At 43.3% G+C, this 25,181-nt stretch carries 22 protein-coding genes; 17 read left to right on the plus strand and 5 right to left on the minus strand.

What is annotated here, in order from left to right; all coding sequences use genetic code 11:
* Positions 1-117: 117 nt before the first annotated feature.
* The gene (locus tag ACVBDU_RS05375; protein WP_447178736.1) at positions 118-603 is read right to left on the minus strand and encodes a hypothetical protein; all 486 of its coding nucleotides are present in this window, start codon (positions 601-603) and stop codon (positions 118-120) included.
* A 340-nt stretch (positions 604-943) separates the two neighbouring features.
* Here ACVBDU_RS05375 and ACVBDU_RS05380 point away from each other — a divergent pair, with 340 nt between their 5' ends.
* From ACVBDU_RS05380 to ACVBDU_RS05400, 5 genes are all read left to right on the plus strand, one after another.
* Positions 944-2,167, plus strand: coding sequence for a thrombospondin type 3 repeat-containing protein (locus ACVBDU_RS05380; RefSeq protein ID WP_447178737.1), 1,224 nt, complete (start codon positions 944-946; stop codon positions 2,165-2,167).
* A 59-nt stretch (positions 2,168-2,226) separates the two neighbouring features.
* Positions 2,227-2,757 (plus strand): hypothetical protein, encoded by a 531-nt coding sequence (locus ACVBDU_RS05385; protein ID WP_447178738.1) that lies wholly within the window; start codon positions 2,227-2,229, stop codon positions 2,755-2,757.
* A gap of 227 nt (positions 2,758-2,984) precedes the next feature.
* Positions 2,985-3,359, plus strand: coding sequence for a T9SS type A sorting domain-containing protein (locus ACVBDU_RS05390; RefSeq protein WP_447178739.1), 375 nt, complete (start codon positions 2,985-2,987; stop codon positions 3,357-3,359).
* Between the two features lie 289 nt (positions 3,360-3,648).
* Positions 3,649-4,134 (plus strand): DUF6265 family protein, encoded by a 486-nt coding sequence (locus ACVBDU_RS05395; protein WP_447178740.1) that lies wholly within the window; start codon positions 3,649-3,651, stop codon positions 4,132-4,134.
* Complete coding sequence (locus ACVBDU_RS05400; protein WP_447178741.1) at positions 4,134-4,481, plus strand: hypothetical protein; 348 nt, start codon at positions 4,134-4,136, stop codon at positions 4,479-4,481. The genes ACVBDU_RS05395 and ACVBDU_RS05400 overlap by 1 nt, the downstream gene beginning before the upstream one ends.
* Positions 4,482-4,541: 60 nt before the next feature.
* Here the strand turns inward: ACVBDU_RS05400 and ACVBDU_RS05405 are convergent, their stop codons facing one another.
* Positions 4,542-5,006: a CBS domain-containing protein gene (locus ACVBDU_RS05405; RefSeq protein WP_447178742.1), complete on the minus strand. Its 465-nt coding sequence runs from the start codon at positions 5,004-5,006 to the stop codon at positions 4,542-4,544.
* Between the two features lie 677 nt (positions 5,007-5,683).
* On the opposite strand from ACVBDU_RS05405, the gene ACVBDU_RS05410 reads away from it, so the two are divergent.
* The 7 genes from ACVBDU_RS05410 to ACVBDU_RS05440 all read left to right on the plus strand — a co-directional run bounded on the left by ACVBDU_RS05410 (position 5,684) and on the right by ACVBDU_RS05440 (position 16,474).
* Entirely contained in the window at positions 5,684-7,978 is a 2,295-nt protein-coding gene (locus ACVBDU_RS05410; protein WP_447178743.1) for a M28 family peptidase, read from the plus strand.
* A gap of 15 nt (positions 7,979-7,993) precedes the next feature.
* Positions 7,994-8,788: an SDR family oxidoreductase gene (locus ACVBDU_RS05415; protein WP_447178744.1), complete on the plus strand. Its 795-nt coding sequence runs from the start codon at positions 7,994-7,996 to the stop codon at positions 8,786-8,788.
* A 497-nt stretch (positions 8,789-9,285) separates the two neighbouring features.
* Positions 9,286-9,987, plus strand: a complete 702-nt coding sequence (locus tag ACVBDU_RS05420; protein ID WP_447178745.1) for a tetratricopeptide repeat protein — start codon at positions 9,286-9,288, stop codon at positions 9,985-9,987.
* 116 nt (positions 9,988-10,103) lie between these two features.
* Positions 10,104-12,542: a hypothetical protein gene (locus ACVBDU_RS05425; RefSeq protein ID WP_447178746.1), complete on the plus strand. Its 2,439-nt coding sequence runs from the start codon at positions 10,104-10,106 to the stop codon at positions 12,540-12,542.
* A gap of 104 nt (positions 12,543-12,646) precedes the next feature.
* On the plus strand, positions 12,647-13,417 hold the full coding sequence (locus tag ACVBDU_RS05430) for an alpha/beta fold hydrolase (RefSeq protein ID WP_447178747.1): 771 nt from the start codon (positions 12,647-12,649) through the stop codon (positions 13,415-13,417).
* A 301-nt stretch (positions 13,418-13,718) separates the two neighbouring features.
* Positions 13,719-14,963 carry an OmpP1/FadL family transporter gene (locus ACVBDU_RS05435; RefSeq protein ID WP_447178894.1) on the plus strand — a complete coding sequence of 415 codons (1,245 nt, stop codon included), beginning with the start codon at positions 13,719-13,721 and terminating at the stop codon, positions 14,961-14,963.
* A gap of 35 nt (positions 14,964-14,998) precedes the next feature.
* Complete coding sequence (locus ACVBDU_RS05440; RefSeq protein ID WP_447178748.1) at positions 14,999-16,474, plus strand: SGNH/GDSL hydrolase family protein; 1,476 nt, start codon at positions 14,999-15,001, stop codon at positions 16,472-16,474.
* 109 nt (positions 16,475-16,583) lie between these two features.
* Here ACVBDU_RS05440 and ACVBDU_RS05445 read toward each other — a convergent pair whose 3' ends face one another.
* The 3 genes from ACVBDU_RS05445 to ACVBDU_RS05455 form a co-directional block, all read right to left on the minus strand.
* Positions 16,584-17,834, minus strand: coding sequence for a type II toxin-antitoxin system HipA family toxin (locus tag ACVBDU_RS05445; RefSeq protein WP_447178749.1), 1,251 nt, complete (start codon positions 17,832-17,834; stop codon positions 16,584-16,586).
* Between the two features lie 4 nt (positions 17,835-17,838).
* Positions 17,839-18,129, minus strand: coding sequence for a helix-turn-helix domain-containing protein (locus ACVBDU_RS05450; RefSeq protein WP_447178750.1), 291 nt, complete (start codon positions 18,127-18,129; stop codon positions 17,839-17,841).
* Positions 18,130-18,385: 256 nt separating this feature from the next.
* Positions 18,386-19,111 carry a M15 family metallopeptidase gene (locus ACVBDU_RS05455; protein ID WP_447178751.1) on the minus strand — a complete coding sequence of 242 codons (726 nt, stop codon included), beginning with the start codon at positions 19,109-19,111 and terminating at the stop codon, positions 18,386-18,388.
* A gap of 386 nt (positions 19,112-19,497) precedes the next feature.
* Here ACVBDU_RS05455 and ACVBDU_RS05460 point away from each other — a divergent pair, with 386 nt between their 5' ends.
* From ACVBDU_RS05460 to scpA, 5 genes are all read left to right on the plus strand, one after another.
* Complete coding sequence (locus ACVBDU_RS05460) at positions 19,498-19,899, plus strand: c-type cytochrome (protein ID WP_447178752.1); 402 nt, start codon at positions 19,498-19,500, stop codon at positions 19,897-19,899.
* 178 nt (positions 19,900-20,077) lie between these two features.
* Entirely contained in the window at positions 20,078-20,686 is a 609-nt protein-coding gene (gene udk, locus ACVBDU_RS05465) for a uridine kinase (RefSeq protein WP_447178753.1), read from the plus strand.
* Positions 20,687-20,796: 110 nt separating this feature from the next.
* On the plus strand, positions 20,797-21,144 hold the full coding sequence (locus tag ACVBDU_RS05470) for an FtsB family cell division protein (protein ID WP_447178754.1): 348 nt from the start codon (positions 20,797-20,799) through the stop codon (positions 21,142-21,144).
* A gap of 292 nt (positions 21,145-21,436) precedes the next feature.
* Positions 21,437-22,822, plus strand: coding sequence for a methylmalonyl-CoA mutase subunit beta (locus ACVBDU_RS05475; RefSeq protein WP_447178755.1), 1,386 nt, complete (start codon positions 21,437-21,439; stop codon positions 22,820-22,822).
* Positions 22,823-22,987: 165 nt separating this feature from the next.
* Entirely contained in the window at positions 22,988-25,165 is a 2,178-nt protein-coding gene (gene scpA, locus ACVBDU_RS05480; RefSeq protein ID WP_447178756.1) for a methylmalonyl-CoA mutase, read from the plus strand.
* Positions 25,166-25,181 lie beyond the last annotated feature (16 nt).

Genomic DNA, 25,181 nt, shown 5'->3' on the forward strand with positions numbered 1-25,181 from the left:
ATTTGATCCCCTGTAAAACATAAAAAACTCCGGAACAATGCCCGGAGTTCATTGAAATAATATAGAGTGCCATAGACAGGGTATGACTTCTACCCTTCTTTTCCTCTTGCTCGAAAGTTATACACTTTCTGCTCCCGCTCCGTTTTCACCGTTTTTACGCAAACGTGGAAAAAACTGCTTTAGCTCTGCCACTTTTTCCGTGTAGCCATTTGCTCCCGCACCCCTTTTATACTGGGCATATCCGTAGTCCAGCAGGGCGTCGCGATAATTGTCATAGTCGTGCATCATTTTGGTGCTCTCCATCTGGTAGGCCAGGCTACGCAGTTTATCCAGCCGGGTCTCCAGGAAATTACGGGCCTGGAAGTCCTTTTCAAATTCCTTCCAGTCCACCTCCGGCGCACTCAGATCCGAACTGCTTTGCCTGTAATCATATACCTTACGGACAAAAAGCTTGTTCTGTTCATTTATAGAACCGTATCTTACCCGCTGTTCTTCGGTAAGCGCTTCAAGTTTCCCCTTCAAAAGGGATTCAAGTTTAGAGATATGTACATCTATCTCCTTATGGTCTGTGTCTGTAAATTTGGTTTGAATTATATTCTTCATAATTCCAATTTTTAGTTAATAAAAATATGTCCCCACGCTTTTCGGACAAGTATCACAAAAAGCCGGCGCATACACATTGAAGTAAAGAAGAAGGGGTAAGTTCTTTCCTATCCGTTTTATGGAAGCACTCTGTAGTTCAAAATAAAAAATCTACAGGCCATAAATGTTAAAAAAACAAGTGTTTGATAAAATAATCCCTCTCAGATAAGATTTTAAGGTATTTGGATAAAAAGTTAGTACAATTGTTCAATGTTTATTAATGTAAGAATAACCCTATTATAACATTATAAATAACCGTTCAATCTATTTTAGCCTTACCTAATCTTAAAAAATATTTACCATGAAAAAAACTTACATTTTCTTTTTAATTTCGGTTATGTTATGCTTGCGCATGACCGCCCAGGTCACAGAAAAATATCACCTGGTACGCGAGTTTAAATCTGACAGTATTTCTGTTAGCAAGTATTGCTCTAATGGTACTACAACCAGCAATACACTCAAGCTAAATATCTCTTTAGAAAATAAATTACCTGTTGGAACTGTATTTATAGGTCATTTGGAAGGAAACGATTACAAATATTGGGCGGTTATTGAGTCAAGGGACACAAAAGGCACCAATGTGGATGCCACTATCAGTGGAAGCTATGTAACTCCCCGGATAACCGATATTTGTAATAACCCAAGGACATACAAACGTCATCGGCTACAATATATCGGAAGCTCGATCTCTGATGTTAACAATAAATACTGTGATTATCCCGTCTCCTCGCCAAGTGGTGTAAAGGCCAAAATAATGATCGCTTATCCGTTAAAGGTCGGAGAAGTAGTTCGTTATCAATCAAAATACTATTATGTAAAATATGCCGGTATTCAGGAAGGATCAGATGAAGATATAACAATAAGCGACGCCAGTATTACTACCATAAATCTCGCGGATAATGACGGAGACGGGGTTCCCAACATCTGCGACAACTGCCCCAACAAGTCAAATCCCAACCAGGCAGATCGAGACGGGGACGGCAAAGGCGATGTCTGCGATGACAGTGATGGAGACGGTGTGATGGATGCTTATGATGATTGCCCCACAGAACCCGGCCCCTCTTCTAATAACGGTTGTCCGGAAGGAGAAGCGGATCTCGTTCTCAATAAATCCGGCACAGTAATTAGCAGTGAGTGTAGTAGCTGTCCCGGGCCTCTCAGTAACCTGGGGTCTCAACGTCATATCATTTCCAGAAACGCAGGGATACTTAGTTTCAATCTGATTATTGTGGATAATCAGGGTAATGCCAGTGCAGGAAGTTCAAAAATAGGATTGTATCTATCTTCAGATAATAAACTAGACAGTAACGATTTTAAATTTAGCACAACTTTTTCTCTTTCTTCTATCAATGCTGGAAATTCAAAAGATTCTTCGGGAAGTATATTCGGTTCCGATTTTGACTTCAATCAAGCATTTGGCAATTATTATCTGTTATTGGTCCTGGATGTTAATAAATCCATAGATGAAAGTAACGAGAACAATAATGTAACAGCCATCCCGATTAGATACCGGGAAAATTTTTAAAACAACGATAACAAAATTCATTATTAACGCCGTTTTTTAAAGGGCATAATACTAAAAAAATGAAAACTCAATTTATAACATATAGTCTTATACTTTTATTCAGTATCTGTTTTATCTCATGTTCCAATGACGATAATAACACCCCGGAAAACCCCGGATCACAACTCAGCGATGATGCTGTTCTTTATGAATTCGATAACCAGTCTTTCAAAGACAGCTTGAGCCTGGAACTTGTTTTACCAGAAGCAAAAACAGATTCAACAAAAACAGATTCCAGAATATTCCTTACCTTTTACAATCCTTCTGATGAAGGAGTTGATCAATGGTATCCTGTTCCGGGAGTCAGACAGGACAAAAATTATAAGATTTACAATGAATATGAAAAAGATTCATCAAACCCCGAACTTGTAAAGTTTAAAATCATTGCTGAACAGTCTAAAAATTCAGAATCTTACGAAAAAACATTGAATTATAAGAAATTAAAAGTCATAGCCATAAAACCTGAAGCTATACGCAACATTACCCCGGCGGACCTTGACTTTAAAGATTTTTTTGCCGTAATGAACTATTTCGGACTGGATAAGGAATAACGATCCCATAGCCATTTTAAAACAATACAATTTTCATTCGCGTACAGCCGTTATTACACTTCGTAATAGCGGTTTTTTTATTCCCTTATGGCTGTTTGGAATAAAATTTGAGTAGATTGTATGAATTCTGACACATTTTTATAAATAATATCGTATCGGATTAACAAAATATTAGCAACGGGGAAACATTTTTTTAATAACTTTGTATATACCTAATAATGTGGCGAATGAAAAAATTTTACCTTCTTATCCTAACGCTCGGTTTTTTATCCACGGGACACTCCCAGGAAAAACAAACAAAAACGCCTTACAAGACCAACTACAGGGCTCTTGTTTCAAGGCCTAAACAAGATACGATTCCGAAGAAGGATATAGAAGAGCTTCGCTTATTCCCTAATCCGGTCACTGACGGTACCGTAGTCATACATTCCAAGAAAAATCTCCCGAAAAACGTATCTATCTTCGATGTCCTCGGAAAAGAAGTGCTGCGTACCAAAATAAACGGGAAAACCCTCAATGTCTCCTCCCTCAATGCAGGTATATACATAATAAAGGTTACGGAGACCAATAACATCTCCACCAGGAAACTGGTGATAAAGTAATTTTTTCCATATCCGGCCAATAAGGCCGTTACAGATATGCCAAAAAACTGTCTCATTCCTGCTGGCCCCAAAGGAAAATAATACCCGTTTTCACACCTGTTGTGTAAGTTTTACACACACTTTCTCCACCCCGTTTCGGAACAAAAAGCACGAAAACCTGGAGTTTTGTTAAAAAACGATTCCGGGTCTCCCATAAAATCCGAAAAGACCCGATAGATAATTTTTATTATATTTATCCTATCCCATAAGCATATTTAAATAACTATAGTTACCACCAAAACCCAGTTCAATGAAAACACTTATACTTCTGTGCCTTATTCCCTTTGGTTTTACTTATGCACAACACACTGTACAATGGCGGGAAAACTCCACCTCTCCGGCAGCCCAACTCTCTGAAATTGCCTGGATATCCGGCTACTGGCAAGGCACTGCACTTGGCGGGACCACCGAAGAAATATGGGGCTCTCCCCTGGGCGGCTCTATGATGGGATCTTTTAAACTCGTTGTAAATGACGAGGTGAAATTTTATGAATTATGTACCATCAGCCAGCAGGATGAGACCCTGCTGCTCCGTATCAAACATTTCGATAAGGATTTAAAAGGCTGGGAAGAAAAAGACGAAAGCGAGGAGTTCCGCTTGGTCCGCATGGAAAAAGACAAAGTGTATTTCGACGGCCTCACCTTTGAAAAGATCGGTACGGATGAAATTAATATCCACGTCTTTTTCGAAGAATCCGGTGAAGAAATGACGTTCCATTATAAACGCGGGGAGTAATGGCCAGAAACTGCCTGGAATGCGGAGAAAAGGTTTCCGGACGAACGGACAAGAAGTTTTGCAGCGACCATTGCAGGAACACCTACAATAACCGGCTCAACAAGGACAGTAAAAACCTCATCCGGAATATTAACAACAAACTGCGCAAAAATTACCGGATATTATCAGAACTCAACCCGGGAGACAAAACAAAAACCACAAAAATGAGACTCATGGAAAAAGGATTCGATTTCGAATACTTTACCAATACCTATACCACCAGGAACGGCACTATATATTATTTCCTCTATGATCTTGGGTACCTTCCGCTGGAAAACGACTTTTATATGCTGGTACGAAGAAACTAAAATTCACTACCGTATCACAGGGATGTGTTTCCTATATGAAAAAATTGCCTTGCACAGGTATCAACGCCAATGATGTCCACTCAGTTTAAGGATAGCAAGCATAACATCCTTACGGCTGATCTGCCCTATCAGGAAACCGTTTTCCAACACCGGAAAACGACGGTGCCTGGTTTTATGGAACTGGGTAGCCGCATCAAAAATACTGACATCGCCATTGATCGTCATTACATCGCCGGACATATACTTTCGTACGGTCATGTCCCCTATAGGCATATTAAAATAACGTCCCTCCGATATCTGTTTCATACAGTCACTATCCGAGATAATCCCGATCAGCTTTCCGTCGTCATCTATTACTGGCCCCCCGGTAATCTTGTATTTCATAAACGTTTCCATTACTTCCAGAAGGCATTGTTCCGGGGTAAATGTTATTAACTTCCTCGTCATATAATCCGCTACTGCTATGGGGCGTTGGTACTCTCTTTTTACTTCCTCTCTGGCCCCCTGAAAACTCTTGATTCCCATGGTTGTCGTATTTTAAGTTCTTCTCTAAATTTAGTGATTTATAATTAATTAACATAATTTTATATCATAAATCGATATTAAATATTTAAAAAATAACATTATAACAAACTCATCTTTTCCGGTTCACAGGCACAGATCGCCCCGTATTCTTAAAATTTAAGTACCATAAAAAGGTTGGGGAGTTGAGGAGCAATATAATATCCCTACTACGCTGGTTTGCGCCGTCAACAGTATCTGCTTTACCTGAAAATCCACCGGAGATTCCCCCGCCAGGGCAAACACATTAAAAAAACTATAATTGCAACGTTTAATGGTTCCGGGTTTAAAATTACAGGTTGCAGGTTGCAGGTTACAGATTTGGGCAGGCCCCCCAGCGTAGGCGGCTGAGTGCCCAGGCGCAGCGATGGGTGTATCGAAGCCCCGGGTTTCAGGTTTGGAGAATTATATATACCGGCAACCGGCAACGTATAACAAAGAAATAATACCTCCAACGTCATCCCGATATATCGGGACTCTTCAGCCCCGAACTATAACACTGTTACCGTTTACGGATTACTGATTGCTGTTCCTCTCTTATATAATGTGTTTACCCTGATTCCCCCGCCGTTATTATTTCCTATATCCGGGGATATTCGTATTTTGTACGGGAAATTTTGTTTTTACTAAACCACCATACCATGAAACGCTATGCCGCTACACTGTCCCTTCTTTTTATCATAGGAGCCGTTTACTGGTCGTTCTATGCCATTATGCCGCATACTTACACCAAAGTAAATGCACCGGAAAACACTTTTTCTACGGAAAGGGCAATGATACAGATCCGGGCCATCTCGCAAAAACCGCATTACGTAGGTTCTGCAGCCCATGAAGAAGTACGGGAATACCTGTTGTCCGAACTCCGTAAAATGGGACTGGAAACAAAGGTACAGGAAGGTTATATTTCGGGCAACTGGGGAAATGTCAGTAAAGCCCGGAATATACTGGCCCGGATACAAGGAAGTGGCAACGGCCAGGCCCTGATGCTGCTATCCCATTACGACAGCAGTCCGCATTCTTCCTTTGGGGCCAGCGATGATGCCAGTGGTGTAGCAACCATACTCGAAGGCGTCCGGGCTTTCCTTGCCGGAAATAAAGTTCCGGAAAACGATATCATCATCCTGTTTTCCGATGCGGAAGAACTCGGACTTAACGGCGCAAGGCTTTTTGTAAAGCAACACCCCTGGGCAAAAGACGTGAAACTAGTACTCAATTTCGAAGCAAGAGGCAGCGGAGGCCCGGGTTTTATGCTGGTGGAAACCAATGGCGGAAATTCCGGCCTTATCCGCGAGTTCACCAAAGCCCGCCCCGAATACCCGGTGAGCAATTCATTTATGTACAGCATATACAAAATGCTCCCCAATGATACCGATCTCACCATTTTCCGGGAAGATGCCGATACGGACGGATTTAATTTTGCTTTTATAGACGATCACTTCGACTATCATACCGCATTGGACACCGAACAAAGGCTGGACCGTAACACCCTGGAACACCAGGGCAGTTACCTCATGCCACTGCTGCACTATTTCAGCAATGCCGATATTTCCAACCTGAAGAGCAATGAAGATTACGTGTTTTTTAACGCCCCCTTCTCTACGTTCATATCCTATCCTTTTTCCTGGATCACAACCATGAATATCCTGGCTGCCGTACTGTTTTTACTGCTTCTTATTTTTGGCATAGTAAAGAAAAAGGTTCATGTAAAGGAAATGCTCCTGGGCATACTGCCATTTGCCATCACCTTGCTCGTATGCGGGCTTATAGGGTATTACAGCTGGCCGTTACTGCTCAGAATATATCCGCAGTATGCCGATATTCTTCATGGATTTACGTATAACGGGTATTACTACATTGCGGCTTTCACGGCGCTAAGCCTGGTTATTTGTTTCTCTACCTATCACAAATTCGGACACATTAGACCTGTAAACCTGTTTATTTTCCCTGTCTTTTTCTGGGTTGTCATTTGTATCCTGCTCGGAATTTACCTGAAAGGAGCTTCCTTCTTTGTCATCCCGGTATATGCGGGGCTTATTTCTATGGCTGTACTCCTCTGGTTTGAAAAACCCCATCTTTTACTTATGGCCATTCTCGTGCTTCCCGCCATATGGATATTCACCCCTTTTATACAGATGTTCCCCGTTGGACTAGGGTTGAAAATGATGGTAGCCTCTACTCTCTTCACCGTATTACTCTTCGGCTTGCTGATCCCCGTATTCGGTTTTTACAGGCAACAGGATAAACTGGCGTTGTTTGCAGGCGTTGTAACCCTGGTATTGCTTATTACTGCACATACACAATCCGGGTTCACCGAAGACAGGCCGAAACCGGACAGCTTGTTATATGTTATGGATACGGATACAGGTAAAGCGGAATGGGCTACTTACGACAAGGTTCCCGGCACGTGGAATTCCGCCTACCTCGGGCAGGATAAAAAAGTACCTTCTCCCGGTGAAGAAGCTACCATTGCCAGCAAATACAATACCGGGTTTTCCTATACTTCTGCCGCACCGGTAAAAGAGATTCCCGTGCCCGTGGTAGAAATACTCCACGATACGATTATCGGCGCCCACAGACAAGTGGAAGTTTGCATAATACCGCAACGCAATGTTACCCGGCTGGATGTCTTTACTTCCCTGCAAAATATTATTTCCTGTAAAGTGAATAGTTTTGATCTGCCCGAAAAATACCTTCAAAACCCGAAAAGGGAAAACCGGTTGTTTTCTCATTTTATAAGTGATAATGACTATACGGAAATAAGCCTGCGTTTCCCCAAAGAAGAAACCCCGGAACTCATATTTTACGAAGCATCCAACGACCTGCTGGAAAACCCGTTGTTTACCGTTCCGGCCAGGCCCAGGGATCATATCCCTATGCCCTTTGTCCTTAACGATGCCGTCGTTGTCAAAAAAACTGTTACTTTTGATCGTCCATAAACAAACTGTATTTCTATGCGGATAGCAATTCTCGGCTGCGGATGGCTCGGTTTTCCCCTAGCTGAAAAATGTATTGAAAAAGGATATCATGTTAAAGGCTCCACTACTTCTGCGGAAAAGGAAAATGTACTCGCCACAGCAGGAATACACCCTTTCCTCATCCGTTTGCAGGAAGATAAGATAGAGGGGGCAATGGATTCGTTCCTTAAAGATGTGGATACGATTCTGGTAGATATCCCCCCGAAACTACGCGGCGCCAACCCGGAAAATTTTGTGGAAAAAACAAAACAACTATTGGCCGCCGTAGCGAATTCTTCCGTTAAAAAACTCCTTTTTATAAGCAGCACATCCGTATTCCGGGATGATAACACGGTTATCACGGAAAAAACGCTTCCCGATCCGGAAACCGAAAGCGGAAAACAATTGCTGGCTGCCGAACGGTTATTACAGTCCTCTTCCCATTTTCGGACCACCATCCTCAGATTCGCCGGTCTTATCGGGCCGGACCGGCACCCTGTATATCACCTGTCGGGAAAAAAGGAACTTAAAAACCCGGATGCCCCGGTTAACCTCATCCATCTGGACGATTGTATTTCCGTCATCCTGGAAATACTGCAACAGGAAAAATGGGACGAAACCTATCATGCCGCTTTTCCCTTTCACCCCACAAGAAAAAAGTATTACACGGAAAAAGCGAGGGAATTTGATCTTCCTGCACCGGAATTCACAAATACTCCCGCAAAGGGAAAAATAATTTCTTCCGAAAAACTGTCCGAAAAACTTCAATATACTTTCCGCACAAGTATTTAGAAACTGTTTAAAATTTATTTTTGATCCCGATAATCCCGATAGTTATCGGGACGGAGCATAAATATCACTTAGTGAGTAAAGCTTTTTCATATAGCTGTTTTTGACGTTATTACTGCACGCCTGCTTTCTATCCACAAAAAAACATTTTTCCGGCTAACTCCCGGAAAAACAGATCGATGACAGAACAAACTTACAGAAATAAAGAACAGGGAAAGATGACATAAATTTAATAAAACAACCTAAAAATCGCGGTAAGTTCAGTTTTAACCACAAAAAGCTGAAAATAGCCCAAACGAAGCCCGGTTAAAAGAAGACATAAAGGCTTTTTATTTTGAAGCGCCCGGTGAGTAGAAGACAGGTTATAACGGAAAAAATGTGGTATTCCTACAGGATAAAAACCACTTATTTTTCATAAACAATTTAATTAAAGTTAATTATTCCTTTTTCAATCCTATTTTTTTTTAGTTTTGAAAACCTTAAAAACACGTTTGAACAAAATGAAGAAAATTATTATCCTGGCCGTGTTTGCATCATTTTTCGCTGCAAACGGCCAAAGCGACCTTAAAAAGCACTACAACGCTTTTTACAAGCAAATGAGAACCCAGGGAGATATTAGGGGCGCTATTAACGCACTGACGCATTTATATGTCATAGAACCTTCCGATGCAAGAAAAGACACGCTGGCTTTCCTGTATGCCAACTCGGGACAGTACATGCAAGCCATAAACCTGCTGGGGACGGAAAAAGATGTCTCAGCTTCGGACATGGCTGTCGATGTAAAAGCGATTTCCCTGAAATCCCTGGACCAGCCACAACTGGCCGTACAGCAATACGATATCCTGTTTGAAAGAAAACCGGATGCCTTCCTCGCATACGAACTTGCGGACCTCAACCTGCAGATAGGTAAAATAGAAGAAGCCAAAAAACATATTGCATACGGACTAGAAAATGTCAAAGACGACATGAAAGTCCCTTTTTACGAAAGCAAACCTCCGTATGAAGTGCCGTTAAAAGCTGCACTGACTTATGAAAAGGGATTGCTTACCTATAATGAGGACAAAACCAAAATAGATGAAGCCCTGAAACTGATCGATGAAGCTATAAGCCTGGCGCCGAACTTTAACCTGGCCAAGCAGATCAGGCAAGCGCTGAGCAATCAAAAAACCAAAACCACAGAAGAAAAAGGAGAAGGAAAATAGCCCGTATTTTACAGGCTATTTTCTTTTACGGGCACGGAATTTGTAATTTCGAACAATAGTATTGTCCCGTAATTCGTTATTATAAACAACCTGAGGTAAAAATGGAATTTATCCGAATGAGAAAGACCGCTGTTTTTTTTATACTTTCCCTCGTCCTGGCAAGTTGTACTTCCCCTAAAAAAACAAACACCGATCTCATTTCCCATATCCCGGAAAACACCTCCATTGTTGTTAAGATATCCAATCCGCAGGCATTTTTCAATGCATTGAAAAACAATGACTTTTTAAAGTCTAATACACTTATCCCTCCCGGACTTTCCAAAAAACTGGAACCGCTTCGGGTACTGGATAAAAAAAGCGAGGCCCTTCTTTGTATTATCCGGAGTTCGGACAGTATTTATGACTATGCCTATATCTCGGGAGATACCGATAATTATACTACATTAGACTCCCTGAAAGGGTGGAAAACCGAAAACTCTTCTCTCCATAAAACCTCCATAAAACAGGTTTCCTCTAAGAACCACAGGTTTTTTAATGCGATTATCGACAGTATTTTTATAGCATCGTCTTCCGACACCCTGATCGAGCAGAGCATACTAGGGAAAAACACGCCCGACAGGGATGCCTTCCGGAAAATATACGACCTGGCCAACAAAGACAAACAGGCTTCGTTTTTCTTTCGCAACCATCCTTTTTATCCTGAAAACCTGTCGTTATCCGACAGTACCACTAAAACACAAAAGCCCTCTTCGGCCAGGACAACCAAATGGGCCATGTTCGACATCTCATTATCTCCGGGGGAACTTTTGCTTACGGGAATCGTTCCGGGTAAAGCCATTATTTCCGAAACAACTTCCATACCCGTCGGACGTCGGAAAACTACAGAAATCACCCCCGCCGATGCCAAAGGGATGTTATCTCTGGCCCCTTATGATTTCAGCGCGTATAAAGACTCCTTGTCTGACTCTCCCGTTCACGACCTTCTGGCTACGGCAGATGAAGTCGGGGTTATTTACGGCGAAAACCATGATGTGGTGACATTTCACACCTTTGACGCCAGTGTGGCGGAAAAAGCATTTTCCAATTCCGCCGTATTACAGACTACCTTCCGGGAACACAATATATACAAGATAGACACCCTCAAACCTTTTACGGAAACTCTCCCCCCGTTCGGAAGAGGAAATTCCATGCGTTTTTATACTGCGGTGGACGACTATATCGTATTGGGAAGCGATACGGAAGCGCTAACCGATATTATCACGAATTACCAGAACCAGTCCACCCTGGACAAACGGACTTCCTTTTCGGAGATCATGAAGAGCCTTCCCGATGCCTCATCCATGCTCGCAGTGGGTATAGCTCTGAAATATAAGGAACTGTTCCTCGAAAAAATGCTTTCCGGGTATCATGAAGACCTTTCGCTTTCGTCCCCGGATGATTTCCCATACCTGGTGGTACAGGGTATTGCGGATAAAAATTTTACGCATACCAATATCTTACTGCAAAAACCCGGAAAAGCAAATGTTTCAACCGGGATTTCGGAGAAATTCAATATAGCTCTGGATGCCGATATAGCTATTCCGCCTCAACTGGTGACGAACCACCTGAACAAGAAAAAAGAAGTAGCAGTACAGGACATGGAGCACAATCTGTACCTGATTTCCAATGAAGGAAAAGTGCTGTGGAAAAAGAAATTAAACGCCCGGATATTGGGAAAAATAGAGCAGGTAGACATTTTAAGGAACGGAAAACTCCAGCTTGCTTTCACCCTGCCGGACGGCATTTATGTCATAGACCGCAATGGTAACGATGTTTCGCCTTTCCCCGTTAAAGTACAGGCGCCTGTTACCAAAGGACTTGCCGTATTTGATTATGACAACAATAAAAAATACCGGTTCTTCATAACCCAGGAAAATGTTATTATCCCTTTTGATAGCAACGGAAAAAGGGTAAAAGGATTTGTTTTCAGCGGTTCCAAAAGTCCTGTCCTCAATCCTCCTCAACACTTCCGGACAGGTACGAGGGATTACATTGCCCTGCAGGAAGAAAACGGTACCCTGCACCTGCTGCACCGCACCGGGAAAAGCAGGGTTAACGTAAAAGGAAATATCGATTTCTCGGATAACAAACTATATCTCTACCAGGATAAATTTACAACCACCAACAGCGATGGCGACCTCATCCAGGCAGATGAACGCGGCGGACTTAACAAAATAGCCCTGGGGCTGGCCAAAGACCACCATATTGCCGCAACGTCCAGGACAATGGCCACATTGTCCGACAACATACTTACCATAAAACAACACAAATACGAACTGGATTACGGTATTTATACCGGTCCCGATATCTTTTACATCAACAATAAAATATACGTAGCCCTCACCGATATCCAGGCAAAAAAAATATACCTTTTTGACAGTAATGCCCTGCTACTCGGCAATTTCCCCGTATACGGAACTTCCGCAATAGACCTCGCCGATATGGATGGCAACGGAAAACTGGAATTCGTTACCCAGGGAGAAAAGGATAAGATCATCGTATATGAAATAAGATAATCACGATATTTGTACCCGGCAATATCATTGTTTTTCCTTTTCATCTTTTTATAGTATATTTCAGGAAAGCGGGTAGCGTAATTAAAAAAACAGATCGTAAAAGCATGCAAGAACTGTATTCCAAAATAGTAGGACAAGGAAACCCCCTGATTATTCTGCACGGATTTCTCGGAATGTCGGACAACTGGAAAACCCTGGGAAATCAATATGCCGAAAACGGGTTTGAGGTTCACCTTATCGATCAGAGAAACCACGGCAGAAGTTTTCATTCCGACCAGTTTTCCTACGAATTACTTACCGAAGACCTGCACCGCTATTGCCTGAAGCACAAATTGGAAAAAATCAGCATCATAGGGCATTCCATGGGAGGAAAAACCGCCATGCTGTTCACCACCACCTATCCGGAAATGGTAGAAAAGCTGATCATTGCCGATATTTCCCCGAAATACTACCCCGTACACCACCAAACCATTCTCAACGGGCTCCTGTCTATCGATTTTAAAAAGACGAAAAGCCGTAAAGAAGCTGATGAGCAACTCGCCCGCTATATCCCCGAACTTGGCGTAAGGCAATTTCTTCTGAAAAACATCTACTGGAAAGACAAGGAACAACTTGCCTTCCGTTTTAATCTCACCTCCCTCAACGACAATATCGAGGAAATAGGAAAAGCACTTCCCGACAATGCCATATACAAGGGAAAAACACTTTTTATAAAAGGAGGTAATTCCGGGTATATCACTGCTCAGGACGAATCTCTCATCCTCCGGCACTTTCCTGAAGCTTCGGTTTCCGCAATACCAGACGCAGGTCATTGGGTACAGGCCGAAAACCCGAAAATGTTCTTCGATATCTCTTTCGAATTTTTGAAATGTTAAATTTCAAGGTAAATTTACTATGCGTGCATAATTTCATGCTTCAAAAATTGCATATTTCATATTTTATCACAAAATTTGCTTATATTCTTAAAAACTGAAAACAGGTATATTTTTCTACCCCGCATAACGCGAAAGTTTCCGGAGGTATCATTTACGTAACCTGTGGCTTTTCGCAAATTAAGAGCCGTATACAGTTAAAACCTATTCGCAGTAAATTGAGGAAGTTATTTGCCTTAAATTTATTTAACAAGTAATATCTGATACTTTGACAGTAAAAACACAAAAACCGAAATAGACAATGATAAAAAAAACCTACATTTCAGCAATTGTGGTACTGATGACTACCTTTGCCTATGCCGGAGGTTACCGGGTAGCCTTGCAGGGGCAAAAGCAGCTCGCTATGGGACATACGGGAGTTGCTGTTATCAATAGCGCGGAGTCCGTATTCTTTAATCCGGGCGGACTTACCTTCCTCGACAAGAAGATTACAATCAGTGCGGGAATCAGTCCCATTTTTTCCAATATTCATTTTCAGAACAGCGAATTCGGCTGGAGCACGAAAGCCGACAACCCTATTGCCACCCCTTTTAACGTATATGCCGCGTATAAAGTCAACGACTGGATGAGTGCCGGTATCGGGGTCTATACCCCTTACGGAAGTGGTGTGGAATATCCGGAAAACTGGGAAGGTTCGCACCTCGTTAGTAAAATAGAACTGGCAGCCATTTACATACAGCCTACACTCTCCTTTAAAATCAATGAGAAACTGAGTATAGGCGGGGGTCCTATCCTGGCTATCGGTAGTGTAAACTTCAACCGTAATATAGACCGTTCCATGACCAATGTTGCCGGAGAAAGAGCCAATGTTACCATAGACGACAGCGGAGTTACCGCCTGGGGATACTCTCTTGGTCTCGCATTCCGTCCTACGGACAAACTCACGCTGGGTTTTACCTATAAATCCGAAATGAAAATGAAAGCAAAGGACGGAGAGGCCGAATTCCACAATATCCCCAGCACTGCGCCGGGCACTTATGACAATGTTACTTTTAACGCGACCCTGCCCCTGCCTGCCGAACTTGCCGTCGGGGCTTCTTATATGATCAATGAGAAGTGGCTTGTAGCCTTCGATTACAACAGGGTGTATTGGGACGCATACGAATCTCTCGACGTTTATTTCAGTAACGGTACGGATTCCCATAACCCGAGAAACTATAAGAATTCTTCCGTCTATCGTTTTGGCCTGCAATACATAGCCACCGAAAGGTTTACGATCCGGGGAGGATACTACTATGACGAATCTCCGGTGCAGGCAGGATATTTTGCCCCGGAAACCCCCAGGAACGATTCCAACAACTTTACCGGAGGACTTTCGTTCAACATATCCGAAAGGTTTGCCATAGATGCCGCATTCCTCTTTATCCACTTTGATGAAGTAGATGCGAGCTACGATCATTACCAGGAAAACGGCCGGAATGTACCTTTCGGAGGCGCGTATAAAAATAACGCCTTTATCCCCAGTATAGGGGTTTCCTATGGCTTTTAACCTATTTTCCTAATCTTTCTAAAGAAACGATAGAGATGAAAAACAATATAAAACTATTAGCACTTTTAGCATTAGGACTGGCAGCCTGTGAACCCGAATTTGACAAGGAAGTAAGCGAATCCGGGTTTTACTCGGCAGGTGATGCCGATTTTACCAACTACGTTGCCGTTGGCAATTCCCTTACTGCGGGATATGCGGATAATGCCCTTTACCTCCAGGGACAGGAAAACTCCTATCCGAATATGATGGCAAAACAATTTGCACATGTCGGAGGTGGTGATTTTACACAGCCGCTTGTAAATGACAACTTCGGAGGACTGCTTGCGGGAGGCAATAAGATAGCCGATACCAGGATGGTCCTTAATGCCGCAGATACAACTTTCGTTAACCTGGACGAACAACCTACTACAGATATTGCCAACACTCTCGAAGGCCCTTTTAACAACATGGGAGTTCCCGGTGCAAAAATCTATCACCTGGTAGCGGAAGGCTACGGTAATATCGGAGGAGTAGGCAATACGGCCAATCCGTATTTCGTTCGATTTGCCTCTTCGGCAAGCACTTCGGTCATTGCAGATGCCATTGCACAGGACCCTACTTTTTTTACACTATGGATAGGTAACAATGACATTCTTGCCTATGCCACTTCCGGAGGTGCCGGAACTGACCGGACCGGCGACATGAACCTTGCCGGTTATGGCCAAAATGATATTACCGATCCGAGTGTATTCGGGTCAATATATAACAATCTGCTGACTGCCCTTACCAGGAACGACGCCAAAGGTGCCGTGGCCAACATTCCGGATATAACGTCCATTCCATACTTCACTACTGTACCCTACGCTCCCGTTCCTATGGACGAAGCAACGGCTAACCAGGTAAATCAAGGGTATGCGGATTATAACCAGGCTTTACCCCTGTTCGTGTTATTAGGTCAGATAGAGGAAGAAGAAGCGCAACGCAGAGAGATCAAATTTCAGGCCGGGCAAAATCCCGTAGTTATTCTGGATGATGACCTCACACCTTTAAAACATCCTGTTACCGGTGAAGATATTCCTAATCTGCGGCAGACAACTCCCGAAGACCTTATCGTTCTAAATGCTTCATCTTTCATAGGAACAACAGTAGGAGAAGACCCGACACAGATCAACGGGGTTTCCGTTCCGTTAGGAGATCAATGGGTTTTAACACCGGAAGAACAGCTACTGGTCTCCAATGCCCAGACCCAGTACAATGCCACTATCGAGGCACTGGCAGAGCAATATGAGCTCGCATTTGTAGATGCCAGGGCTATGCTGGCACAGGCTGCCGAAACCGGTATATCTTATGATGGTGGTATACTCACCTCCACCTACGCCACCGGAAAAGCCTTTTCTCTGGACGGAGTGCACCCTACGGCAAAAGGATATGCTCTGGTTACCAACGCCTTTATAGAAGCTATAAACGAAACATATAATTCTACTATTCCTGCAGTAAACCCGGGAGCTTATCCGGATGTGTTTGTAAAGTAGATACAGGAAAAAATGAATAAATAAAAAGCGCTTGTTTAAAAAACGAGCGCTTTCTGTATATGCTAAATCGTATTTTCTCATACACACCGTGATACGTCGGAATTTTTTATCAACACCTGAAAGCTCCACACATTAATTCCTGTTCGACTCTTGGAATTCCAATTTTAGAGGCTACAGTTTTCCATTGGCTTACGCTGGCTAAAACCTCACTGATAATTTTATCCATTCGGGAGTTGTCTAATCTGAGATATTCTCCTATACTTTTCGCCAATTCCAAATCCAGGGCATTGTTATCCATATCAATGTTTAATGCCAGTCCGTTTTTTTCAACAGAAGGATTCAAATCATAAGCCGGCGATAAGATCCAGCCTGTATCCGTCAAAATAAATCCGTGGTTCCGTAAGTGGTCATCCGTGTTGGAAATGGCTATATTAAAAACAATGCGTCTCCATAACTGACGGAGGTTTTCTTCTACATTTACGCCGTAAGTTTGAATAAAGTCAGCCAGATCCAGATAGCTTGCCGGATTATCGCGAACGGCATTTTCACTGTTCCCGGTCATTGTCATAGCCGAAGCGAAATGTATGCGTTCGCTTTTGTCACGGTCAAAGCGTTTTGTAAAAAACGTATGGTATTTTCCCCCAATTTTTTCTATGCTGCAAGGCGTCATGGTTATGCCTGCATTGATGGCCAGTTCATAAGTCAGATATTCCCAGGCCCCTTTGTCTGTCGTATCGTTTTTTGAAGGAAATTTTGCAATCCATAATTCCCTGTTGTCATCCAGAATGTTAGCTTTTGGCCTTGCCCCTCCCAAAGAAGAACCAGGGGCCATCAGGATTGCCAGCCATTTTTTTATTTCTTCACTGTCCTCTTCATTTTCAATTTTTCCCGCTGCATACTGCAATTCCTGCACAGTAGACCATGGCGGTGTTGGCTTATCGCTGTTATCATCCAGAAAAGGACCTTTCGGGTCTGTCTTAAAACGCAAAGCTCCCATGCGGGTTTCGTCATAAACCCCCAGCAGATAATCTATATCGTATAAAACCGATGATTTCTCTCCCCGTTCCATAGCTTCCTGAGCTGCTCTTCTTTTCATAAGGGTACGTCCCCATGTATCGGGCATGCTGTCCAGAAAAATACCAAAGTTCTCTTTGTTATCGGGATATTGTGCTCCAGTGAAAAACCGGATGTCCGGATCCAATAAACGCTGCTCTTCCGATTTTATCCATGCTTTGTCGTATTCGAAACTGAAAGCCTTTTTTCCTTTGGCAAAATGCGCCGAAAGCATTCCGATGATTTTGGGTTCCGACATTCCCTTCCAATGGGCATATACATATATGTCAAACTTATTTTTCGCCACCTTTTTATTTTAAGAGTTCCAGGTCCTGCAGCTTTCTTCCGAAATCATCATCAGCGCCTAACTTTAAAATGTCTTCCTGTAATCCCAAAACCCTTAGAACATTGAAATAAGCTCCCAATGCCACCGTTGGTTCTCCTTTTTCTATCAGATATAGAGTGGAGCGGGCTATCCCCGCTCGTTCCGATACCTGGACCATAGTAAGCTTACGCCGCTTACGTGCCAGTTTCACATTCTCCCCCATCTGCTCCAACAACCGATTATATTTTGGTAAAACAATTTGTTTTTTCTTGTTCACTTCTATTTAATGTTTGTTATTTCATACAAAAATAGTTATTTTGATTGAAATAACAAACATTAAAACGCAACTACGGAAGTTTTCTCCTGTTGAAAAACCCCGGGAGTTCCTGCCGAAGTTATTAAACAAGTTCGGAAATGCCCTTATATAGACCATTATCCATTTTAAGTTTATTCCATTATCACCTCCACTTATCCATCATCCGTTCACTCAAAATCCAACATCTCCTATCTAACATCTAAACTCTTATATCTTCTTACTCACAATCCCACCGGAAATTCGCCACTTTACCATTGGAAGCACTCGTCAGGTTATAATGCCACCATTCCGTCCGTATTCCCCAGAAGCCGTGCTTTTCCATTGTTTCCTTCAATAGTTTCCTGTTTTCCAATATTTCCTTTGAATGCTCCATATAATCGTGATGTGCTTCCTTCCCGAAGAAATCAAACCCGGTTCCCATATCCAGTTCCTTACCGTCTTTATCCACCAGGGTGATATCCACAGCCCCGCCCTTGTTATGAATAGAGCCTTTTGCGGGATTGGCAACATACCGCGGATTGGGAACTATTTTCCACATTTTTTTCTGTACATCATGCGGACGGTAACAATCAAAGAATTTGATCCTGTACCCTTTACCCATCAATTCTGTATTTGCGGCCATGAGTGCCCGGGCCGTTTTCGCCCTGATGTAACATTCCGCACAGTCGTATACTTTGGTCTTTAAAAAATTATCTTTCGTAGCGTATTTCATGTCATAAACAAAATCCTTACTGTAATCCCGTAAACGGACAAAAGCGGTATCTGCCACATCTCCAAGGGATAACAACGTCGGTTCCGGTTCCGGCACTTCCTCTATCTTCACCAGAGTATCTTTTTCGACCACACTGTCTTTCAAAATATCAGCGGGAACTTCCTGTTTTTCATGCTTCTCTTTGCAAGCCGCAAAAAGAACCAAAAGTATCGGTATAATAATTTTCTTCATACCACAAACTTACACGGAAATTTTGAATTGCAATATATACGGATACCAGTCATACAAGACAAACGTATCCTGAAATCATAAATAGTTCAAGGTTACAAGTTGCACTTAGTCAGAGTAGAGCCGAATAGCACCTCGTCTCCCGATCACCCCTGCAATCTCTATCCTCTCATTTTCCATGCTCCTTTATCACATGGTCACATTATCAAATTATCACATTTCCACATTATCACATTGTCAAACACTCCGCACATAATGCATTTGCACAATCCCCCCCGACAATTGGATAATAATTTAAATATTCAAAGAAGCCTTCCCGGTTTTTCCATCAATTTCACTATCTTGAATCCGGGTTACCCCACAGCTAAAACTTAAAAACTCAAAATACTATGAAAATACTCTGGACTATCTACGGAATAGGCCTGGTTTCTTCATTTTTCATGTTACGACAGGAAAAAGAACTGGAAGAAAGCATAGAGAACGGAAAAGATATCTATACCGATTTTTGTGTTACCTGTCACCTTCCGAATGGAAAAGGAGTAGAAAAAGCCTTTCCTCCCCTTGCGGACTCCGATTATCTTCTGAACAACCGGGAAGCCAGCATCCGGGCCGTAAAATACGGACAAAGCGGAGAAATAACGGTAAACGGTATTACTTATAATAATTCTATGGCACCGCTGGGATTAACCGATGAAGAAGTAGCCGATGTAATGAATTATATACTGAACTCCTGGGGTAATACTTCCGAAGAGATGGTCACTACGGAAGAAGTATCCCACATTGAGAAATAAAATAATCCGGAGTTGATTGGTCAGGGACCAAGAGATTGGACAGACCGCTCTGCTGTTGAAAAGGGCGGTGGAATGCAGAACGCTCTATGACCTACCCCACAACTCTGGCACTAATTTTTGTGAAGTCACCGACATTTTTGACTTGCTTTCGTTAAATTTGCCGAAAAACAGTCTGTTCATGCTAATTATAGGAATCGCCGGTGGAACGGGTTGCGGCAAAACCACCGTTGTAAACCAGATCATTGACGAATTACCGGAAAACGAAGTAGGTGTTATTTCCCAGGACTCCTACTACAAAGATACCTCGCACCTGTCTTACGAGGAACGTACCAAAATAAACTTTGACCATCCCAGGGCCATCGATTTCGATCTCCTGGTAAGTCACCTGAAAACACTCAAAGAAGGAAAACCGATACATCAGCCGGTATATTCTTTCGTAAAACACAACCGGACCAAAGACACTATTCTCACGCATCCCAGAAAAGTGATGATCGTAGAAGGTATCCTTATCCTGACCCATCCGGAAATAAGGGATATGTTCGATATAAAAATATTCGTGCATGCCGATTCCGACGAACGGCTGATCCGGCGGTTAAAAAGAGACATCAACGAACGCGGAAGAGACTTGGATGAAGTATTAACCCGCTATCAGACGACGTTGAAACCCATGCACCAGCAATTTATAGAACCGACAAAAGAATTTGCAGATATTATCATTCCGAACAATAAATACAATACCGTAGCAGTTGGTATAGTACGAACCATTATCAATGAAAAACTGGCCTGAAAAGCCTTGCAATACAGAAAACCACTACCCCGTACACGATCTCGTCTGCTGCCGGACAGGCTCCGGTACAGAAAATTGGATAAGCAGGAAAAAATTTATATTCATACGACATGAATTTTATAAAAAAAATAAGACAGAACAAGTGGTTTTCCTTCTTCAGTAATATCTATGTTATTGTAATAACGGTATTTGCCATATGGATGATCTTTTTTGATACCAATTCCCTGCTCACGCATATGGAACTGGAAAAAGAGATCGATAAACTGCAAAAAAACAAGGAATACCTGCAAAAGGAAATCGAGCGGGACAAAGAAATAATCCGTAACTTAAAGGACGACCGTAATATCGAAAAATTTGCCCGGGAAGAATATTACTTCAAGAAAGGAGATGAAGAGATTTATATTATAGAAAAACAGGACAGTATTACATGGAATAAGAAAAAAGCGAAAAAAGAATAATACCCGGAAAAACCGGCATCCAAAACGGGTAAGTCCATCGGGGTGGCACCGCAACAGGATGATGAAAACCCCGAAAATCCGGGAAAAACAGTACCCTGGTAATCAAACCAAATGGTCACAGGCACACGAATAGTTTTTAAACTATTGCCATATCCGTGAATCCGTGGCTGAAATTTATGGTAGCCGGGAAACTGTCCAAAGCAACTGCTATACAATTGCAGACCTGTCATTGACAGGCAAGGCTTTAAATCCGAAGCGGAGACCAATAAAAAAACACAAAACCTGTACAGGCATGAGTAAACTTCTGTTTGACGAATTCCCCGAAATTTCCGCAAAAATGTGGAAACAAAAAATACAGTTCGACCTCAAAGGCGGAGATTATAACTCCCTGATCTGGAAGACCGCTGAAGGGATTGACGTAAAACCTTTTTATCACTCCGACGATGCCACCACTTCACATACCGGATTAAAAAATGCCGCCGGATGGAAAATAATCCAGAAGGTTTTTGCCGGCAATGAAAAAATGGCATCTAAAAAAGCGGTAAATGCCCTGAGTCGGGGAGCAGAAAGCATATGGATTACCATTCCGTCCGAAGAAACCGATCTGTCCGTACTGCTGGACGGTGTAGACCTATCCACCACCACGTTACATTTTCACTTGCTTTTTTTATCCCCCGGTTTTGTAAATAAATTAAAGGAACGGATTCCCTCCTCCGGTGCAGAAATATATATCCACACGGACATTATCGGCAACCTGGCCCGAAGCGGTAACTGGTTTAACAACCTGGAGAACGACTATGTCCTGTTCCGGGAAACTACTTCCATATGTAGTCATTTTACTTCGACTATTTCCGTGGACCTTTCCCTTTACCAAAATGCGGGTGCCACTGCTGTACAGCAACTTGCCTATGCTATGGCTCATGCCAATGAATACCTGAATTTTCTGCACGACACACCTGCACTAAAACAACAGAAAATCGTATTTACAACCGCTGTCGGCTCCAATTATTTTTTCGAAATAGCTAAACTCCGGGCCCTTCGTCTGTTATGGCATACCCTTGCCACCGAATATGATGCCAATCCGGAATGCCATATTCTTGCCTGTCCCACAAGGCGCAACAAAACCTTGTATGACTATAACGTGAATATGCTGCGCACCACAACGGAGAACATGAGTGCCATTCTCGGTGGCGCGGATACTGTTTGCAACCTGCCTTACGATAATATATACCATAAAGACAACGAATTTGCGGAGCGTATTGCCCGTAATCAATTACTGATCCTGAAACACGAAAGTTATTTTGATAAGGTACATAACCCGGCAGACGGAACGTATTACATAGAAGACCTCACTACCAGGATGGCCGAAAAAGCCCTGGATATTTTTAAGCAGATAGAAGCCGGCGGCGGATTTCTCAAACAATTGAAAGAGCATACCATCCAGAGAAAGATAAAAGAAAGCGCCCGGGAAGAACAACAGCAGTTTGACGAAGGCCAGGAAGTCCTTATCGGTACCAATAAATATCCCAACCCGGACGACAGGATGAAAGAAACCCTGGAATTATATCCCTTTGTAAAAACCAACCCCAGAAAAACACAGATCGAACCTATCGTAGAAAGAAGATTATCCGAAAAAACAGAGCAGGAACGATTAAAAAAAGAAGACCCTACCCCGTAAAGATGCACGGCTGTGCATCTCAACCGGGAAGCCGCGCCTCGATCATTGAACTTACACCGGGATAAAACCGACCAAAATGAAATACAAAGGAAAATACAATACCGGATCATCCCGTCTAAAAAAACGGGAAGAAGACCGGTTATATGATAAATACCATTTATCCGTATGAAAAGAAAGAATCTGCAAAATATAAAAATATCCTACCCGGATAAAGGCGCACGGCCGTGCGTCTCAACGGATGGACCGGCCGCCCTGAAAGACGGATCGATCCCATCCGAAAAAAAATACGTTTTCGCGGAAGGCATAGAAGTAAAACCCTTTTTTTCCGAAAAAGACTTAGAAAATGCCGAACACCTTAATTTTGGCGCTGGCATTCCCCCTTACCTCCGCGGGCCATACAGCACCATGTACGTCACCCGCCCCTGGACGATCCGCCAGTACGCCGGGTTTTCCACGGCAGAAGAGAGTAATGCTTTCTATCGGCGCAATCTCGCGGCGGGACAAAAAGGCCTTTCCGTAGCCTTTGACCTGGCAACCCATCGCGGATATGACAGCGATCATGAGCGTGTTGTGGGCGATGTGGGCAAGGCCGGAGTCGCTATCGATTCCGTTGAAGATATGAAGATACTGTTCGACCGGATTCCCCTCAACCAGATGTCCGTATCCATGACCATGAACGGGGCCGTTCTTCCCATCATGGCTTTTTATATCGTAGCTGCCGAGGAACAAGGTGTCTCTCCCAAGCAGTTATCCGGGACTATTCAGAATGATATCCTCAAGGAATTCATGGTGCGGAACACCTACATCTATCCGCCCGAACCTTCCATGAAAATCATAGCGGATATTTTTGAATACACCAGTAAGAACATGCCTAAATTCAACAGTATCAGCATCTCCGGATACCACATGCAGGAAGCCGGGGCCACTGCCGATATTGAACTGGCTTATACCCTGGCTGACGGATTGGAATACATACGAACCGGGCTTAAAGCGGGTATGGATATAGATTCGTTTGCCCCTCGTCTATCCTTTTTCTGGGCTATCGGGATGAACCATTTTATGGAGATCGCCAAAATGCGTGCCGGACGGATGTTATGGGCCAGACTGGTAAAACAATTCGGCCCGCGAAACGAAAAATCACTTTCACTCCGCACCCATTGCCAGACCAGTGGCTGGAGCCTTACCGAACAGGACCCGTTCAATAACATAGCTCGTACCTGTATAGAAGCCGCGGCTGCGGCTTTCGGGGGCACACAATCGCTCCACACCAATGCACTGGATGAAGCCATTGCACTCCCTACAGATTTTTCCGCAAGAATAGCACGCAACACACAACTTTACCTACAGGAAGAAACCAAAATAACCAAAACCGCAGATCCCTGGGCCGGCAGTTATTATGTGGAATACCTCACCAACGAGATCACCCGTAAAGCCTGGGAACTCATAGAAGAAGTGGAAGAACTGGGCGGTATGACCAAAGCCATAGAAGCGGGCATTCCGAAAATGCGGATCGAAGAGGCCGCCGCCAGGAAGCAGGCCAGGATAGACAGCTCCCAGGATGTAATTGTAGGAGTTAACAAATACCGCCTGGATAAGGAAGATCCGCTTCACATACTGGAAGTGGACAACCAGACCGTACGAAAACAGCAATTACAACGCCTGGAACAGATAAAATCGGCCAGGGACAACCAAAAAGTGCAGGAAGCCCTGCAAAAACTCACCGAATGTGCCCGTACGGGTAACGGAAATTTATTAGCTTTATCCATCGAAGCCGCTAGGCACCGGGCTACATTAGGAGAAATAAGCGATGCGCTCGGCGCGGTGTTCGGCAGGCATAAAGCCAAAATCCAATCATTTACCGGCGTGTATTCCAAAGAAATAAAAAACGACGAAAGCTTTGAAAAGGCCCGGCAGCTTGCCGACAGGTTTGCCGCAATCGAAGGCCGCAGGCCACGGATCATGATCGCCAAGATGGGCCAGGACGGCCATGACCGCGGCGCTAAAGTTGTAGCTACCGGCTATGCCGACGTGGGTTTTGACGTAGATATCGGCCCTTTGTTTCAAACACCTGCCGAAGCGGCAAAACAAGCCGTGGAAAACGATGTACACATTCTAGGGATTTCCTCTCTGGCAGCAGGACATAAAACACTGGTTCCCGAGGTTATCGAAGCTTTAAAGAAGTACGGGCGCGAGGATATTCTCGTTATCGTGGGAGGAGTAATCCCCGCACAAGACTACGACTTCCTGTTCGATTCAGGTGTTGTGGCCGTTTTTGGCCCGGGGACCAAAATCAGTGACGCAGCTATACAGATGCTGGAGATTTTGATTGAGATCAGCGAGTAACAAACATCATATTACG

The sequence above is a fragment of the Sinomicrobium endophyticum genome (assembly GCF_052983315.1).

What these genes read in the sequence shown, in the direction of transcription:
- ACVBDU_RS05375 (WP_447178736.1), bottom strand. Translation starts at nt 603, where the DNA reads ATGAAGAATATAATTCAAACCAAATTTACAGACACAGACCATAAGGAG.
- ACVBDU_RS05380 (WP_447178737.1), top strand. Translation starts at nt 944, where the DNA reads ATGAAAAAAACTTACATTTTCTTTTTAATTTCGGTTATGTTATGCTTG.
- ACVBDU_RS05385 (WP_447178738.1), top strand. Translation starts at nt 2,227, where the DNA reads ATGAAAACTCAATTTATAACATATAGTCTTATACTTTTATTCAGTATC.
- ACVBDU_RS05390 (WP_447178739.1), top strand. Translation starts at nt 2,985, where the DNA reads ATGAAAAAATTTTACCTTCTTATCCTAACGCTCGGTTTTTTATCCACG.
- ACVBDU_RS05395 (WP_447178740.1), top strand. Translation starts at nt 3,649, where the DNA reads ATGAAAACACTTATACTTCTGTGCCTTATTCCCTTTGGTTTTACTTAT.
- ACVBDU_RS05400 (WP_447178741.1), top strand. Translation starts at nt 4,134, where the DNA reads ATGGCCAGAAACTGCCTGGAATGCGGAGAAAAGGTTTCCGGACGAACG.
- ACVBDU_RS05405 (WP_447178742.1), bottom strand. Translation starts at nt 5,006, where the DNA reads ATGGGAATCAAGAGTTTTCAGGGGGCCAGAGAGGAAGTAAAAAGAGAG.
- ACVBDU_RS05410 (WP_447178743.1), top strand. Translation starts at nt 5,684, where the DNA reads ATGAAACGCTATGCCGCTACACTGTCCCTTCTTTTTATCATAGGAGCC.
- ACVBDU_RS05415 (WP_447178744.1), top strand. Translation starts at nt 7,994, where the DNA reads ATGCGGATAGCAATTCTCGGCTGCGGATGGCTCGGTTTTCCCCTAGCT.
- ACVBDU_RS05420 (WP_447178745.1), top strand. Translation starts at nt 9,286, where the DNA reads ATGAAGAAAATTATTATCCTGGCCGTGTTTGCATCATTTTTCGCTGCA.
- ACVBDU_RS05425 (WP_447178746.1), top strand. Translation starts at nt 10,104, where the DNA reads ATGAGAAAGACCGCTGTTTTTTTTATACTTTCCCTCGTCCTGGCAAGT.
- ACVBDU_RS05430 (WP_447178747.1), top strand. Translation starts at nt 12,647, where the DNA reads ATGCAAGAACTGTATTCCAAAATAGTAGGACAAGGAAACCCCCTGATT.
- ACVBDU_RS05440 (WP_447178748.1), top strand. Translation starts at nt 14,999, where the DNA reads ATGAAAAACAATATAAAACTATTAGCACTTTTAGCATTAGGACTGGCA.
- ACVBDU_RS05455 (WP_447178751.1), bottom strand. Translation starts at nt 19,111, where the DNA reads ATGAAGAAAATTATTATACCGATACTTTTGGTTCTTTTTGCGGCTTGC.
- ACVBDU_RS05460 (WP_447178752.1), top strand. Translation starts at nt 19,498, where the DNA reads ATGAAAATACTCTGGACTATCTACGGAATAGGCCTGGTTTCTTCATTT.
- udk (WP_447178753.1), top strand. Translation starts at nt 20,078, where the DNA reads ATGCTAATTATAGGAATCGCCGGTGGAACGGGTTGCGGCAAAACCACC.
- ACVBDU_RS05470 (WP_447178754.1), top strand. Translation starts at nt 20,797, where the DNA reads ATGAATTTTATAAAAAAAATAAGACAGAACAAGTGGTTTTCCTTCTTC.
- ACVBDU_RS05475 (WP_447178755.1), top strand. Translation starts at nt 21,437, where the DNA reads ATGAGTAAACTTCTGTTTGACGAATTCCCCGAAATTTCCGCAAAAATG.
- scpA (WP_447178756.1), top strand. Translation starts at nt 22,988, where the DNA reads ATGAAAAGAAAGAATCTGCAAAATATAAAAATATCCTACCCGGATAAA.